The sequence below is a fragment of the Sphingobacterium paramultivorum genome (assembly GCF_014109745.1).
GTDB lineage: Bacteria > Bacteroidota > Bacteroidia > Sphingobacteriales > Sphingobacteriaceae > Sphingobacterium > Sphingobacterium paramultivorum.
This window is the reverse complement of the sequence record NZ_CP058555.1, coordinates 6,364,628-6,380,746: the sequence shown is the minus strand read 5'-3', so window position 1 is coordinate 6,380,746 and position 16,119 is coordinate 6,364,628. Positions and strand designations below refer to the sequence as shown.

Below are 16,119 nucleotides of genomic sequence, written 5' to 3'. Positions count from 1 at the left end.
TTGTAAATGGATTCAGTTTCCTTACTTACAATTATTATTTTTATACGCTATAAAGTATTGATAAATGATTAGAGTAGCCATTATCGAGGATGAACCCGCCGTACGCAAAGAAATCAGCTATTTGGTCCAACAGGAAACTGACGTTGAACTTGTTGGCTGGAGCGATACGGTGACAAATGCTGTAAAATTGATTGAAGAGAAACAACCAGACGTTATACTCATGGATATTCAGCTCCGTGATGGTACAGCATTTGACATCCTAAAAAAGCTAACCGTTATTCCACAGAATATTATTTTCATTACGGCCTACAATCATTTTGCAATCAAAGCCATCAAATACGGTGCTTTGGATTATCTCTTGAAACCGGTCGATCAAACCGAACTAAACGAAGCCTTAGAACGTTACCGGCGTAAAAGCGAAAATAATCCCCAATGGATGAAACGTTTATCAATGGCACAAGAAGCTTTACATGCCAGCGAACTTCCCGAAAGCATTGCCTTGTCTTCCATACACCATGTACGTATCGTCCCTGTTCACAACATCGTATACTGCAAAGGAGACGGTCCCTATACTCTTTTCTTTTTAAATGATGGTACCAAAGAGTTAATCTCTAAACCCCTCAAATATTATGAAGAATTATTGCCACAGCCTTATTTCTTACGCACCCATCAATCGTATCTTGTCAACAGGTCGCATATTTCTGGTGTCAATCGTTCCGAGTATATTGTCTTAAAAAACAAAGAGGAAATTCCAATTTCATCACGCAGAAAAAATTCGATCTTAAATCAGCTTTTCCCAGAAAAATGAGCGCACTGAACCGCATTTTCCCTTGGCTACTACTGCCTTTGTTTTTTATTGCTTGCGCTCAAAAGAAAGACGGATTATCGCCCGACCATGATGCTATTGCTGCACAGATTAAAACGCTCGAAGATCAAAAATTAACTGCAGCAAATGGGGATTCCATCAAACAGGCCTGGTTAACGTTAGACCAGAATTCCACCGTAAAAAAAGACACGGTACTCGCTGCCCGTGTAAAATATTACCTGGCACGACTCTATGCTATGAGCGGTCAAGATTCGGCTCTTTTTTTTGTTCAACAGGCGCTTGAACTCATTGAACCCACCACTGGAAACGCAAAATACAAAGCACTTATTTACAATGGCATAGGGAACATCCGTAGCATAGAAGCAAAACAACGCGAAGCGGGCTATTATTACAACAAAGCCGCCACGATTGTTTTATCGGACACCGCTGCAGGACTGTCAACCGAAGCAAAATCAGCAATATTATTGTCCGCTGCCCAAAACAACTTGAGCTCTTTCCAGTATAACCTTGCAGAAAAAATGAATCGTTCGGTACTCCCCCTAATTGATTCACTTCCTGAAGGACATATTAACCGACAACGCGTATTGGTACAAATGATACAGACGCTGAACACCTTACAACGGCCAGCAGAAGATATCGCCCCCTTCCTTCATCAACTCGAAGAATTACACGCTAAAAATCCAGACAAATACAACATTAGTTTTCTTTACGATTCGAAGATCCAATACTATGAAACGGCTAAAAAACCGGATTCCATTTTACATTACGAGTTGCTAAAAATAGCAATAGATGAACGCTTGCACCAACAAACAGCGTCCTCTATACTGATGAACAATTTATTTGTAGATTACAGTAATGTAGCCGCAATCTATGTTTCATTAAATAAACCGGCATTGGGAGAAAAATTCATCCAAAAAGCCAGCAAACTTAAAGCGCAGTTTCCCAAATTGATCTTTCCCAACAACGAAATTACATTTCAAAACAGTCTCGCAGCCGTCTATCACCTGCAAGGAAAAGATAAAGCAGCTATAGACGTATTAAATCACCTTGTGCAATTACAAAGGGGTATTTACCAATCGGAGAATACACAAGCGATCGCAGAAATGAATGCCCTATATCAACTCCAGGCGAAAGATCAGTCTATTCGTATACTGAACGAAAATATCAAGATCAATAAACTTCAGCTACAACAAAATCGCTTAGGACTGATCATTTCTTCGTTAGCCCTTATTTTATTGATCATCATACTTTTCTTCCTATATTACAGTTTTCGCCAGCGTCGTTCCATACAAGAGAAAGAAAAGGTTTTATTGCAGCAGCAGTTGTTGCGCACACAGATGGAACCGCACTTTATTTTCAATACCCTTTCCGCTGTACAGAGCTTCATGCGCCTGGATAAAAAAGAAAATGCCATCAAATATTTAAACCGTTTCAGCCGACTATTACGTAGTAATCTCGAATTAAGCCGTGAAAACCTCGTTCCATTAAATGAGGAACTTGAAACCTTAGAAAACTATTTGATCTTACAGCAAATGCGTTTTGAAGATGCTTTTGATTACCACATCACACAACCTGAAGATCAAGATTTAAGTGCGGTCATGCTACCGCCAATGCTGATACAACCCTATGTTGAAAATGCAATTCTGCATGGTATAGACCTCGAAACGGGCAATAGCCGTATTGACATCCAATTTGAACTTTCAGCAGATGTACTAAGAGTGAGCATTCAAGATAGCGGCAAAGTCAATCCAGACATTCCTGAAATATCCCATCGTTCACTTTCTGGGACGATCAGTCGTGAACGCATGCAGCTGTTGGGCAAGAAAGCAAGTGTACAGATCACCAAAAACCCAACTGCAGGCACCACGGTCACACTTCTTATACCAATTACCTATTAACGATTTATATTATTTAAACAAACTACAGCGCATTCAACTTGTCATCTAATATTAAGATAGGATATAAATTGTAGCGCAATTTCATTCGTTATCCATGGAAAATCAATTAAATTAATTAAATTCGTTTATAAACCAACGAAATAGCGTTTTGAACACAATTTTCAAATTTATAGTCGCATAATTTAGCCTCACAAACCACAGGCTAATCATTCTTTTATTCGGGTAACTCCTATCCGAACAGGTTTTCATTTCACCCTATTATTCTCGGTATTGTCAGCTCAGGACAGTATTTTATGCTATTTCAGTATTTAAAATACCACATCCCATCCTTTCCAATATCGTCGATAATATCAAAAATCAAATAAAGAATATTAAGCGCGACTACAACTCATGCGAAAAGAATATATCTGGGAGGTCAAAGCACACAATACTCCCCTTCTCAAAAGATCCTGCAGCCATTGCGATAGTGATAGGTTCTACTGCAGTGAAAAGTTCAGAATGAATGCACAGAAAAAAAATATCGACGTTTGGTTGATTTATAGATGTATCAAATGTGATAACACCTACAATATGACCATTATTTCCCGTACCAGCCCCGAATCTATCAACAAGGAACTGTTTCATAGATTTCAGGAAAACAACAGGGAACTAGCATGGCTATATGCTTTTTCAACAGAAATCAGAAAAAAGAACAATCTTGAAGCAGATTTCGATACCATCAAATATGAAATACAGCATGAACAGCGGTTCATTGAAAATTTACACAGCATAAACGACGACACCTTATCCTTCAAAGTCATCTATGCATTCAGCTTTCAGCTCAAACTATCCACCGTCATTCGTAACTGTTTAAAACTATCATCCAAGCAGCTCGACCGACTCATCACTATGCAGGCAATTACTGTACATGGAAAATTTCTAGAAAAAAAACATCGCGTCAAACATGAGGATATTGTGAAAATATCATGTGAAGCATTGAAACGCATAACCCGATAAACAAACGGCGAGCAATCCTATAATTGCCCGCCGTCTTATTAACTAAACACAAACTAAATTTCATTGCAGGTTCTCCCCCTGCTCATTGGCATTATTTATTTTTGTTTCATTATATCCGCTAAAAGTTTCATGTAAAAACCTCCAACAACACTACGCGCCTTAAAGTTTTCACGGATCCCCGTAGTCGAATCATAAAAATCATTTAATGGGACACGGGATTCCGTTTGAATCGCATGATTATAGACTGGTTTCACCAAAGCTTCAAATGCTTCTTTTGATGGAGCAAATGATGCTGTCCAAAGAATCCAGTCATTTTTGGTGTACGCTTTGCGACTATCCAATGGTATGCCGAATCTATTTTGCTTGGTCAGGTAATACTTAATTTCCGCATCATACACTTTTTGAGGAAACAGATTCAATCCCAACACTTTGTCCCAGATCAAATTATATTTTTGACTCCAGGTATTTTTATCATCAAATGTCAGCGCGTAATGGTCGCCCGCATCTGCCATTTCCATCCATTTCGGAACCATTTCCTCCGCAATTGCACGGTATTTTTTTGCGATTGCAGTTTCACCAATGGCCTCCGCTAGCTGCGCATAACAGGCAATGCCCACAATAGCTTTAACAGATAAATTGGCATTTCGTGCAAGATGACCAGCAAAATCGTCTGTACAGAGCTGCGTTTTAGGGTCAAAGCCATCTTTAACGAGATAATCTACCCAAGTTGTCAATGTTTTCCAATGCTTCCTTGCATAGTCCCCATTCCCTTGCACTTTCGCGATTGCCGCAGTTAAAATAATCATATTGCCCGATTCCTCCACAGGCATAGGTTCACCATAGGTTTGACCATTGGCCAATGGATACGTACCCAAATCGTGAGCCGCCCAAGGATATGGATATTTACCGCTCTCGCTAAAATAAAATATTCCAGTTAGCATCCCTTTCAACAGCTCCGGATTATAGATCAAATACAATGGTGCTGAAGGATAAGTGACATCCACCGTATTGATAAAACCACCACTATTATTTTCTTTGGAAAGCCATAACAGTTCATTTTGTGGACTTTTTACCAAGGTATGTGCGGCTATACTTTGGCGATAAGCTAGCACACTAAGATGTGCATATTCTTTTCCACCCGATTTTAGCGCATCCGCATAAACCGCTTTGTCGAATGCCACACACTTATCGAGCACATTACGATACTCATCTGCAGCCAAAGTCAGCTGATTTTCCATCGTTTCTTTGCCCGAATTGTTCCACCATGGTCGCAGATTATTTTTGAAATACTGAATCGCATAAATTTCATCGTAGCCTACCTCAACAAAACGTTCCTCCGCTTTCGCGCCCACATTGCCAAATGGAATGACCGTGTTCAGCGCAAGTGAGGTACCCTTAACAGTTTTTGCAGCAGTCGTTGTTCCCTTTCTAAAGGCGTCGACGGCTCCGCCCCTCGGACTAATAAACTGTTGCGTTTTATCCTGCTTTGGTGAAGCAACATAAAAATAACCCCAGTCTATCCGCATATCATCGGCACCTTTCTGCAAAATAGGCTGTTCGACCGTTCCCGCTTTTAGTACCGACAATTTTGCCGTTTCATATTTTTCGGCGGTTACTTCCTGTGAAGGCTTATACACCGCAATATTTGTGGATGCACTTAGAAAAACTTTAACAGCATGTTGCTTGCCATCGTTTGCTTTTACGTTATACGTGATATAGCTCACCGGTCGAGCCAATAAATTCAGATCATCCATAAGCAAAGGCGACGTAAAGCTTAGTTTCAGATCCACCTTACCAGCCTGAAAGTTATAGACCGTACGCGTCGCTGTTATTTCCACATCTTTTTGCACGGCTTCTTGAATTCGTGGCCCACGCTCTTTGAGCCTGTCGACCAAACCAAAATCCAGGTAACGACCGCCGGCACTATTCTTCAAATGGATGGCAATATGATTTTGCCCAGCCCTCAGATTCGCCTTGTCAATCGGTAAATATTGAAAGCTGTTAGTCCAACCTACCTTTTCGTAAACCTTCTTCCCATTCAAAAATACTTCTATATTATCATCATGATTGAGTTTTAGAAACAGCTCATTGATACCCTTCGGATCCGTTACGGAAAACTCACGTCTCACCCAGATATCGTCCGATTTCCAAAGCGTCTTTACCTGTTGCGCATCATCACCAATGGGTGCAAGTCCAGATTTCCACGTATTCGTCTTATAAACGGAAGACTCCCAGCCGCCTTGAGGTTTTGATTCAGTATATTGTACCGTATAAGATTTATCTTCCGAAGTCGGTAGAATAACCGCATAACTAGGCTCTTCTTTGCCAAGAAAACGATAAATATTACCATCAACATCAATTAAGCCCAACAGCGAGTGATCAGCGTCTGTCCAGTGTTTCGTTGTAGACGCATGAAGCTGGTCCGTCATGGACCATATACTAAAATTGGGGTTGTGTGTAATTAATGGATAAGCCGGAGCTTTGCGCTCTTGGGCTTGTCCATCTAAAACAGTGGAAACACAGGCCACAATAACACAGAGACCTATCTTCCCAAGTTTGTTCATTGCATAAATAGATTTTTGAAAAGGTTTAATCATATTTTTTGGATAAAATTAGCTATACAGTTTTCCCTATTGAGCATATGCCCAATCGTTTTAACAAAGAAAGTCGGAATAAATTAAATTCAGCTGTCGCATCGTATCATTTTATCTTCAATTTATATCATATTTGACGATCTGCCTTCTAATCAAGATAATTATTATCTTTGAGAACCTGTCCGATCGTTATGCGCAAAATGACCTATATCCATCGGCATTCAATTTTACCAACAACACAATGAGAAGTATTTACGTTTATTTCTTAATGACCATATCTTGTCTTTTTTCAACGAGCACACAGCTTTATGCACAAGAAACCGATTCGGTCAATAAAAAAGAACTGGATCTGAGTTCCCTTCTGAACGGAATCAGACAACAGCAAATTAATGATTCTCTTGAACGGGTAAAGCTTCAGCATGAAATTGCCGATCTTAAAAGTCAAAATAGCCCCAAAAAGGAAAATTTAAAACAGCAGCTGAATGAGTTTGACGAAGAAAATAACCTTCGGAAGCAGCAGCTGAAAGTTAAAGTAGACTCCATCAAAAAAAACACAAAAAGATATGCGGTAGCACCATTTCAGGATACGCTATTCTATATCTACAATAAACTTGGATCATCATTAGCCAAAGACCGAGCTTACAATGTGGTCAGCAGAATCCATAATCTATATGAAGATGATTTTGTGAAAGTAGACTCGTTTAAAATCGAAAACAACGAAATCAGTGCCGACATCATTTATAAAGATCTCGTCATAACTTCCGTCACAGAACTTGATGCACTACTGGAAGGAAAAAGCAAAGAAGAGATTGCTGCAAACTACCTAAAAAGAATTCAGGATTCAATCACAACGGAACGTGCAGACAACAGCATTACAAAACTTCTTACCCGTATTGGGCTTGTATTTCTCATTCTCGTCGTTTTTTCGATATTGATTCTATTGATAAACAAATTGAAAAAATATGGTACACGACGTATATTAACGGAGAGAACACAACGGATCAAAGACATTAAGATCAAAAATTACGTCCTTGTCACTTCGGTACAAAAAACACGGATGTTTATTAATGCAATAAATATCTTACGCTGGGGCTTGATCGTCCTCATTGCCTTTATCATGCTGCCGATTGTCTTCAGTGTGTTTCCATTTACACAAAGCTGGGCATCCAATCTCATTGGACTTTTCACAAAGCCCCTGAAGACTGCAGTTTTGGCAATTTGGGATTATATTCCCAATCTGATTACCGTATTTGTCATACTCGTTGTCATGCGTTACGCCGTTCGATTCATAAAGTATATTTTTACCGAAATTGACAAAGGCAAATTAGAGGTTAATGGCTTTCATCGCGATTTTGCCATGCCTACCTTTACTATTGTTCGCTTTCTGCTCCAAGCCTTCACACTGGTGCTCATATTCCCGTACCTACCCGGCGCAAATTCAGATATCTTTAAAGGAATATCCGTATTTATTGGTGTCCTATTCTCTTTAGGATCATCTTCTGCGATTTCCAATATCATAGCGGGACTTGTGATCACCTATATGCGTCCTTTCCGTATCGGAGACCGTATCACTATCGCCGACAAAACAGGCGTGGTTATCGAAAAATCACCACTGGTAACAAGGCTTCGAACGATAAAAAATGAAGAAATTACCATCCCCAATTCCTCGGTACTTTCCGGAAATACCGTCAATTATTCTACCTTCTCAGAAGATGGAATCTGCTTTCAGGTGGAATTGACAGTCGGTTATGAAGAACCTTGGCAACGTATACACGAATTGCTACTGAACATCCCACCCCGAATAAAAAGGGTCAACCTTAACCCCGCGCCATTTGTCTTACAAAAAAAATTAGACGACTTCTATGTCCTCTATGAACTGAATGTGTACATCGCTAAATCTGGGGAAATTGAACTGGCAAAATCTGAAATTTTTCAATCGATCTTGGATGACTTTCTAGCTGCAGGAATTGAGATGAATGGCCCACACATATTTGCCAAAGTTGACCATGTACAACAATATAATCCAAAAATGCCCAACAGCTCGTACAATAACTGATCTGAAAGCACAATTTTTAGCTGATTACTGCAAAGAACATCTAATGCGTTTTGACCGGTATACATATCCTGTTGAATTCATCCACTGTTGTGAGCTTGTTAACTAAAGATGTAAAACATAGATTAGCTCTTCGGCTTCGACTCTGTCAGGCCAAACGACATCCCTGGATTGCGTGAACACCAGTCAGCCCGCGCAATAAATGAACACTGGACCAGCTACATTATTCAAATTGGACTAGCTCAGTTGCATCTATTGGCTGTAATTTTGGATAAAATCAAGAAATAGCTATTTGCATGTATGTACCCAAACATTTCCAGTTCGAAGATTACGCAGAAAAGGTTGAATTTATGCAACAATATAGTTTTGCGACCATTGTATCGATTAAAGAGGGGATTCCAATAGCCACACAGCTCCCCTTCCACATCCGTACAGATAAAGATCAGCTGCTTTTAACATCACACTTCGCTCGCGCAAACGAACAAGCCAATTATATCGAAAATACGCCGTCATTGGTTATTTTCTCCGAACCACATGCTTATATCTCACCACAACACTATGACAAGGAAGAAAGTGTGCCAACTTGGGATTACATCGCTGTACATGCCTATGGCCTTGCATCCATCCTTACAGACGAAATAGCAAAAAGTAAAGCCCTAGAACAGATGATCCTGAGTTACGACGAAGCCTATTTAACACAATGGGAAAGCCTTTCCGATCGTTTTAAAAGTGGTATGACGCGAGGTATCGTCGCCTTCGAACTTGTCGTTACGGATTTACAGGGCCAAAAAAAATTAAGTCAAAATAAAAGTGAAACGGAAAGACAGCGTATCCGTGATTTTCTAAAAAATAGCGACAATGAGCTCGAAAGAAATATTGCTGCAGCAATGAAAAATGGATCAATAAGTAACGAAAAAAAATGAACACACACACTGACATAGAAATCACGCAGGTAAAACTAACAGATATTGACCTGCTGCAGCAAATAGGAAAAGCAACATTTATTCAGACCTTTTCAGACACGAACACCGAAGAAAATATGAAGACCTATCTGGCCGAAGGGTTTTCAAAGGAAAAATTATTGTCCGAGCTCTGCGATAACGAATCTGAATTTTACTTCGCTGTCTTGAAAAATGATGTTATTGGCTACCTAAAAGTAAATACCGGCCAGGCCCAGACCGAACAACAGTGCCCCCAGGCATTAGAAATTGAACGCATTTATGTATTACAGGAATTTCAGGGTAGAAAAGTGGGGCAGTTATTGTTTGAAAAAGCGCTAGCCTTAGCCCAAATAAAAGCAGCTTCATTTATCTGGCTTGGTGTTTGGGAAAAAAACTTGCGGGCAATCAATTTCTATCAGAAAAATGGTTTTGTCGCATTCGACCAGCATATTTTTCAACTGGGTGACGATAAACAAATAGATATCATGATGAAAAAAACAGTACAACCACATGCATGAGTTTATAGCAGAAAATATACAGGTCATACAACAACGTATAGACGAAGCCTGCAAAGCAAACCGTCGCGATCCCCGCGAGGTAAAATTATTGCTGGCCACTAAAACCGTACCTGCCGAACGTATCGAAATCGCACTACAAACTGGTCAAACCTTAATTGCTGAAAATAAAGTGCAGGAACTGAAAGACAAATTTGAGTATTTAAACGCTGTTCCCCATGTCAATCATTTTATTGGTCATCTTCAAACCAATAAGATCAAGGATCTGCTCAAATGCAACGTATCCTGCATCCATTCGATCGATCGTATAGATCTCGCCGAAAAATTGCATCAGCGACTTTTAAAACAAGATAAAAGCATGGAAGTGCTCATTCAGGTAAATACTTCCTTCGAAGAGAGCAAGTACGGCGCTGCCCCAGAGGAAGTGATCGGCCTGGTTCAGCAAATAGCGACATTAAGCACACTAAAGATTAAAGGACTGATGACTATCGGTATATTGAGTGCCGAGGCCGAACAGGTACGAGCCTGTTTTCAATTGCTCAAACATATTCAACGACAGATTATAGCCCTAGCTATTCCCGGTGTATCGATGCAAGAATTGTCGATGGGCATGAGCGGAGATCTAGAGATAGCGATAGCGGAGGGCGCTACGATTGTCAGGGTAGGCACGGCAATTTTTGGACGGCGTCCTACTCCAGATAGTTATTACTGGAATGAGAACCTATAACATAAAAACCAATGCGGATACATTTTATACAACACGAAGTTTTTGAAGCACCCGGGGCCTATTTAACCTGGGCGGAAAAACAACAGCATGAGCTCACCTTTTCCCAGGTCTATCAACAGGACCGTCTGCCGGAAGAAATCGATTCCATCGATATATTGATCATTATGGGCGGACCTCAAAGTCCAGATTCATCCCCGTCCGAATACCCTTATTTTGACGCTAAGGCCGAAATTGCTTTTATCCGCCGATGTATTGATGCAGGCAAGGCGGTTGTTGGTATATGTCTGGGCGCACAATTGATTGGCGAAGCGCTGTCGGCAACGTACAGACATAGTCCGCAAAAGGAAATTGGAGTTTTCCCCATCACGCTCACAGAGGAAGGAATAAACGACAGCAAAATAGCACATTTTGGCAGCCCATTACCGGTCGGACATTGGCACAACGATATGCCTGGACTTACCCCTGAAAGTAAAATCTTAGCAAGCAGCGTCGGCTGCCCTCGACAAATTGTTCGCTATACAAATCTCGTTTACGGATTTCAATGCCATATGGAACTTACTACTGAAGTCGTCCGGCTTTTGATAGCTGCAGAAGAAGATCTCTTTCTTCAAAGCCAATCGCAGCAGTTTGTCCAATCACCTGACGAAATTCAGGCTTATGATTACAGCCAAATGAACAGCAAACTTCATACATTTTTAGATTTGCTTGAATGTGCATACACGAAAAGCCTAGTAAATAAATGAAGCGTATCTGTCTAAACGAGGAGGGTAAAAATTTACAGTAGTAATTCATTCGTTGGATAAAAAATAGTAGATTTGGTGTAACACAAAAAAACTATTGATGAACCTAAGACGCGGTCAACTTTTAAAAATGGGCTATCTAGCCCTTCTGGCAATTCTCCTACACGCCTGTGTTTCCCAAAAAGAAAATAAAAACCTCACTTGGTATCAACATCAGGTTATCGAGCAGCTTGTTCCGGAAACTGATTCCAGTTATAGAGTTCAAATTGGTATTATGGCTGCCACCTTCTGGCTGGACAATCAGGATGGTCAACTGGCCAAAAAATTGAACCTCCTGCAACAGAGCTACACGCAACGAAATAAAGTCGATGTCGCTGTTCAGCAAGGTACCAACAAAATCATTCGCGTCACTAAATCAGAATAAAACAAGCTTATTCAAGGCAACACAAATGATTTTGGTACCCACCAATACTTCAATTATAGTTAATATCTTCCGCCTGTACACATCATCCACTACATGATATTCTTTGCTATCTTTTCAATACGATCCTTACAGGCCACATTGTAAATTAAGCGATTTTATTCATTAATATAATTTGAGGCGCTTCCTGCAATTTTTCAGCGGCAACTTTTCCGAATGCTACAATATAAGGTTGTTGATTATGCGCATCCAAGCCCGCCTGATCTTCCCAGATTTCATAAAATATAAACTGGTTTTCATCACTGTTTACCTGGTGCAGATCGTACTGTATATAAGCTTCTTCCTTTCTACTTGCTTCGACCATTTCTAACAATAATGCCAATACTTCTTCCCGATGTGCAGGAACTGCCTTTAAAATTGCGGTTAAATATACCTTCATGTTATTGATTTTTATTTTGGTAATTTACTCTTTTCATCGCAATAACGCCATGGATAAAGCGATTTATCGATCAATAAATTTTTAGTTCAACGTAGTTTCCAAATGGAAGACCTCTTCCACATATTGTTTATATTCCTTTTCGTAATTGTCGACACGTTCTTGAGACGCACCCTTCTCCATATCATGAAAATGGAAGCTTCCCAGATGTTCCAATCCTGCAAACTGATTCATCTTGTGAAAACCGAATAAAACACCGGCATCAACTGAATGCTGATCAAAAAACTCATTTTCCATTGTAAAGGCTGTCTCAGGAGCATTCCAGCTCGAAGTCACCATGTATTTTTTACCATGCATCAAACCTCCGGTACCATAATTAATGGCCGGATTCTTACGTGAACGACCATCATTTTTATAGATAACGTTGTTGTGACCCGCCGTAAAAACTTCATCGATATAGAGCTTCAGACGGTTCGGAACCTGAAACCACCATACAGGGAAATGGTAAACGATAATGTCTGCCCATTTAAAATTTTCAACTTCAACCATTGGATCAAAATCATCGTTGATATTGGTTACCCTTGTTTCAAGTCCATTTTCAGCCAATGTTTCAACAGTCCAATTTGTTATTGTGGTATTGAAAGAACCACCCGAGTGTGCGAATTTCTGTCCGCCGTTGATAATAAATATTTTCATTTCTATAATTTTTCTTATTGATAACACAAATTTCTATCATATTTTTAAATCATACAAATAATTTAAATTGTATATTTGTATCATAAAAATAATAACTATGAAATGGAACTTAGAATGGCTTCGTACATTTAAGGCAATTTATGAAACCGGAACATTATCTGCAGCGGCACAGGAATTGTTTATTTCTCAACCTGGTGTCAGCCTACATCTGAATTCCCTGGAAGCCTTTACCGGGCACAAGCTTTTTGATCGATCTGCGCGAAGAATGGTGCCGACCGAAAAGGGGAAAATCTTGTACAACTATGTTATTGACCCGCTTAAAAAACTAGAAACCGGTGAACAGCATTTTCACAAACGCGCATTGGACGAACGTGTCACAATCAGTATCGGAATGTGTTTTGAGACATTTCAATACACATTGGAAGAACATATTGCACAGCTCCCCTTTAATTTAATTATCAAATTTGGAGAATATCCTCAGATGCAGCAGGATCTTGATAATGGTTTATTGGATCTTATTATTACGCCTCAAAAAGGAAACCAGCAGAATCTACAATACGAAGCTTTCTCAAAAGAGCGCATTGTCTTGATTGCAGGTTGTCAGACCGACACATCCACACTCGAAGCACTGCTGAACGACAATAAAATTAAGGAAGCAGCCCAGCTTCTAAAAAAACAATTGTGGTATAGCACGGCTGCCGATATGGATCATTTAAAAAACTATTGGTCGACACACTTTGGCGAACATCCAGACTTCAGCCCCAATTATATCGTCCCAAATATCAGCTCAATCATACGCTGCTTGAGCAACAATACTGGTTTTTCCATTGTTCCCGACTTTCTTTGTGCCGAAGCACTTGCATCCGGAAAAATAAAACTAATCTGGGAAGGGACCTCTCCCGTGGAGAATATACTTTACTTTGGAACGAGAAAGAAAACCATGTATCAGGAAGAAATCGGTCAATTGGAAACGCTGTTAAAAGAGAAATGGTAGATCACCGGACAATTTCTTGCCGATAGCCCGATTTCCGCTATTGATGCAACATTTTGCTTAAAAATTCGGGCGTAACGCCAATATATGCCGCAACTTGTTTCTGCGGAAGACAGTCGATCAATGTAGGATAACGTGTACAGAACTTTTCGTAACGTTCTTTGGCAGCTAGACGGAGATTCTCCATCGATCGACTTTGATAATAAACCAATGCATTTTCGGCAAGTATCCGAAAATAGACATTCAGTTTCGGAATCTCCTGATAGAGCCGATGCAGATCTACTTTGGAAATCATCCATACCTCAGATTCAAATACCGCATCAATGTATAGGTTGCCCGGTTTTCCGGTCACCAAACTATACATATCGCCGATCCACCAGCCTTCAGGAGCAAACTGTTGAATATACTGAAAGCCATTTTCATCCACGCAATAACTTCGTAGACAACCCGAAGCGACAAAAAGAGCATACCTGCTCAGATCGCCCTCCAACAGCAAATATTGTTTCTTCTTCACTTTTTTGGATTTCACAACAGCCAATAGGCGTACGATTTCATCTTCCGTGAGGTCGATCTCTTTCTGAATACTGTCCAACAATAGCTGTTTGTCCATAAATTAAAGCCTGATACATAACAAACATAGATAAATTGATGTTTGTATCCAAAAAAATAGACAAGCAGCGCCTTTTCTACGAAGGGAATACGCTTAGCTCTTCTAAAAGAAATACGTTTTGTTCTTCGCCGAAAAGACGCATAGGATACTTATATATTTACGGATGGCCGTCCCGAAGCAATGGTATGCGCTTCCTTCAAGACCTCCGAATAAGTAGGATGTGCATAAGACACTCTTGACATGCTATCGGCGGTGATTTCATATTCCAAGCCCAAAACACCTTGAGCGATCAGATCGGCGGCACGTGCTCCAATGATATGAACTCCCAATAGTTCGCCATATTTAGGATCGGCTAACACTTTTACAAATCCTTGTGTATCCATCCCTGCACGGGCACGGGCATTTGCGGAAAACGGGAATTTTCCAATCGTATACGCTATACCCTTTGCTTTGAGCTCCTCTTCTGTTGCGCCAACAGAAGCCACTTCGGGCCAGGTATAAACCACACTTGGGATCCGATCGTAATGTACCTTTGGTTTTTGGCCGTCCATATGTTCGACAACAAAGATTGCTTCTTCTTCAGCTTTATGAGCCAGCATAGCTCCGCCGATCACATCACCAATAGCATAGATGTGGGGAACGGCCGTCTGTAACTGCTCGTTGGTAACGATCATCCCTCTCGCATCCAGTTGGACAGCCGTATTTTCCAGTCCAAGCCCCGTTGTAAATGCTTTCCGTCCGACAGCCACCAAAATATAATCCGCCTGTAACTGCTGCTCGTTACCAACTCGATCCCTAAAGAAAACGTTTGCCGCAGCGCCTATATTTTCTGTTTTGTAAACAGCCTGTTCAAGCAAAATTTTAATGCCATCATGCAGCAGTATCTTTTTCAATGCATCCCCCAATTCATGATCCATATTGGCAAGGAGGCGATCGGCATATTCAATAATCGTGACCTCACAACCCAATCTATTAAATATGGATGCCATCTCTACCCCAATTACACCGCCACCGATAATAACGATTTTATCTGGCTTCTCTTGCAAAGACAACGCCTCTGTTGAGCTTATGATACGTTTTTTATCTATGGTTACTCCCGGAACTGTCGCTGGTTTGGACCCTGTAGCGATGATAAATTTCTTTGCTCCAAGGGACAGCCGCTCCCCCGCTGATGTAGCAATCTCCACCGTTGAATTATTGACAAAAGAGGCCGTTCCATGGATCACCGTAACCTTATTCTTTTTCATCAGGAAATTCAGCCCCTGCGTATTTTGCAACACCACTTTATCTTTACGCGCATACAGCCGACCAAAGTCAACCGATAGTCCCCCTACCTGAATCCCGTGTGCAGCAAAATGATGCTGTGCTTCATGATAATGATGTGTACTATCCAAAATTGCCTTTGTGGGAATACAGCCCACATTGGTGCAGGTACCACCCAATGTATCATATTTCTCTACAAGTGCGGTTTTATACCCCAATTGGGCACTGCGAATCGCCGCAACATAGCCGCCTGGGCCAGACCCAATGACAACCAAATCATATTGTTCCATATACGAACTATTTTTAGTTAACAGAATTATTCACGACCAAAAAAGGTCTTACAAGTACGCCCCGCATAGTTGCCATCCAAAAGGCTACTATAAAAATTTCAATATATACGCCAATCATAACA

15 protein-coding genes are annotated in these 16,119 nt (G+C 40.5%); 10 read left to right on the top strand and 5 right to left on the bottom strand.

All coding sequences use genetic code 11. The features are described from left to right. The first annotated feature begins 64 nt into the window (after positions 1-64). From HS960_RS26485 to HS960_RS26475, 3 genes are all read left to right on the top strand, one after another. A complete protein-coding gene (locus HS960_RS26485; RefSeq protein ID WP_153845239.1) occupies positions 65-808 on the top strand; it encodes a LytR/AlgR family response regulator transcription factor in 744 nt (247 codons plus the stop codon). Then, on the top strand, positions 805-2,724 hold the full coding sequence (locus HS960_RS26480) for a sensor histidine kinase (protein ID WP_182330889.1): 1,920 nt from the start codon (positions 805-807) through the stop codon (positions 2,722-2,724). The genes HS960_RS26485 and HS960_RS26480 overlap by 4 nt, the downstream gene beginning before the upstream one ends. A 498-nt stretch (positions 2,725-3,222) precedes the next feature. Beyond that, positions 3,223-3,720 (top strand): DUF1062 domain-containing protein, encoded by a 498-nt coding sequence (locus HS960_RS26475; RefSeq protein ID WP_202883721.1) that lies wholly within the window; start codon positions 3,223-3,225, stop codon positions 3,718-3,720. Positions 3,721-3,815: 95 nt separating this feature from the next. Here the strand turns inward: HS960_RS26475 and HS960_RS26470 are convergent, their stop codons facing one another. After that, positions 3,816-6,284, bottom strand: coding sequence for a glutaminase family protein (locus HS960_RS26470; protein ID WP_182333323.1), 2,469 nt, complete (start codon positions 6,282-6,284; stop codon positions 3,816-3,818). A 271-nt stretch (positions 6,285-6,555) separates the two neighbouring features. On the opposite strand from HS960_RS26470, the gene HS960_RS26465 reads away from it, so the two are divergent. The 6 genes from HS960_RS26465 to HS960_RS26440 all read left to right on the top strand — a co-directional run bounded on the left by HS960_RS26465 (position 6,556) and on the right by HS960_RS26440 (position 11,714). Then, on the top strand, positions 6,556-8,370 hold the full coding sequence (locus tag HS960_RS26465; RefSeq protein WP_159731589.1) for a mechanosensitive ion channel family protein: 1,815 nt from the start codon (positions 6,556-6,558) through the stop codon (positions 8,368-8,370). Between the two features lie 293 nt (positions 8,371-8,663). After that, complete coding sequence (locus tag HS960_RS26460; protein ID WP_182330888.1) at positions 8,664-9,290, top strand: FMN-binding negative transcriptional regulator; 627 nt, start codon at positions 8,664-8,666, stop codon at positions 9,288-9,290. Then, on the top strand, positions 9,287-9,826 hold the full coding sequence (locus tag HS960_RS26455; RefSeq protein WP_120336308.1) for a GNAT family N-acetyltransferase: 540 nt from the start codon (positions 9,287-9,289) through the stop codon (positions 9,824-9,826). The genes HS960_RS26460 and HS960_RS26455 overlap by 4 nt, the downstream gene beginning before the upstream one ends. Then, positions 9,819-10,550, top strand: coding sequence for a YggS family pyridoxal phosphate-dependent enzyme (locus HS960_RS26450; protein ID WP_182330887.1), 732 nt, complete (start codon positions 9,819-9,821; stop codon positions 10,548-10,550). Before HS960_RS26455 ends, HS960_RS26450 begins: the two co-directional genes overlap by 8 nt. Positions 10,551-10,561: 11 nt before the next feature. Next, entirely contained in the window at positions 10,562-11,293 is a 732-nt protein-coding gene (locus HS960_RS26445) for a glutamine amidotransferase-related protein (RefSeq protein ID WP_159731597.1), read from the top strand. A gap of 97 nt (positions 11,294-11,390) precedes the next feature. After that, on the top strand, positions 11,391-11,714 hold the full coding sequence (locus HS960_RS26440; protein WP_159731599.1) for a hypothetical protein: 324 nt from the start codon (positions 11,391-11,393) through the stop codon (positions 11,712-11,714). 145 nt (positions 11,715-11,859) lie between these two features. Here HS960_RS26440 and HS960_RS26435 read toward each other — a convergent pair whose 3' ends face one another. Both HS960_RS26435 and HS960_RS26430 read right to left on the bottom strand, forming a co-directional pair. Then, entirely contained in the window at positions 11,860-12,150 is a 291-nt protein-coding gene (locus HS960_RS26435; RefSeq protein ID WP_182330886.1) for a putative quinol monooxygenase, read from the bottom strand. An 81-nt stretch (positions 12,151-12,231) separates the two neighbouring features. Continuing rightward, complete coding sequence (locus HS960_RS26430) at positions 12,232-12,843, bottom strand: NAD(P)H-dependent oxidoreductase (RefSeq protein WP_182330885.1); 612 nt, start codon at positions 12,841-12,843, stop codon at positions 12,232-12,234. A gap of 97 nt (positions 12,844-12,940) precedes the next feature. Between HS960_RS26430 and HS960_RS26425 the strand changes: the two genes are divergently transcribed. Further along, entirely contained in the window at positions 12,941-13,837 is an 897-nt protein-coding gene (locus HS960_RS26425) for a LysR family transcriptional regulator (RefSeq protein WP_159731605.1), read from the top strand. 37 nt (positions 13,838-13,874) lie between these two features. On the opposite strand, the gene HS960_RS26420 is transcribed toward HS960_RS26425, so the two are convergent. Then, a complete protein-coding gene (locus HS960_RS26420) occupies positions 13,875-14,444 on the bottom strand; it encodes a Crp/Fnr family transcriptional regulator (RefSeq protein WP_153845230.1) in 570 nt (189 codons plus the stop codon). A gap of 149 nt (positions 14,445-14,593) precedes the next feature. After that, positions 14,594-15,997, bottom strand: a complete 1,404-nt coding sequence (lpdA, locus tag HS960_RS26415) for a dihydrolipoyl dehydrogenase (RefSeq protein ID WP_159731607.1) — start codon at positions 15,995-15,997, stop codon at positions 14,594-14,596. Positions 15,998-16,119 lie beyond the last annotated feature (122 nt).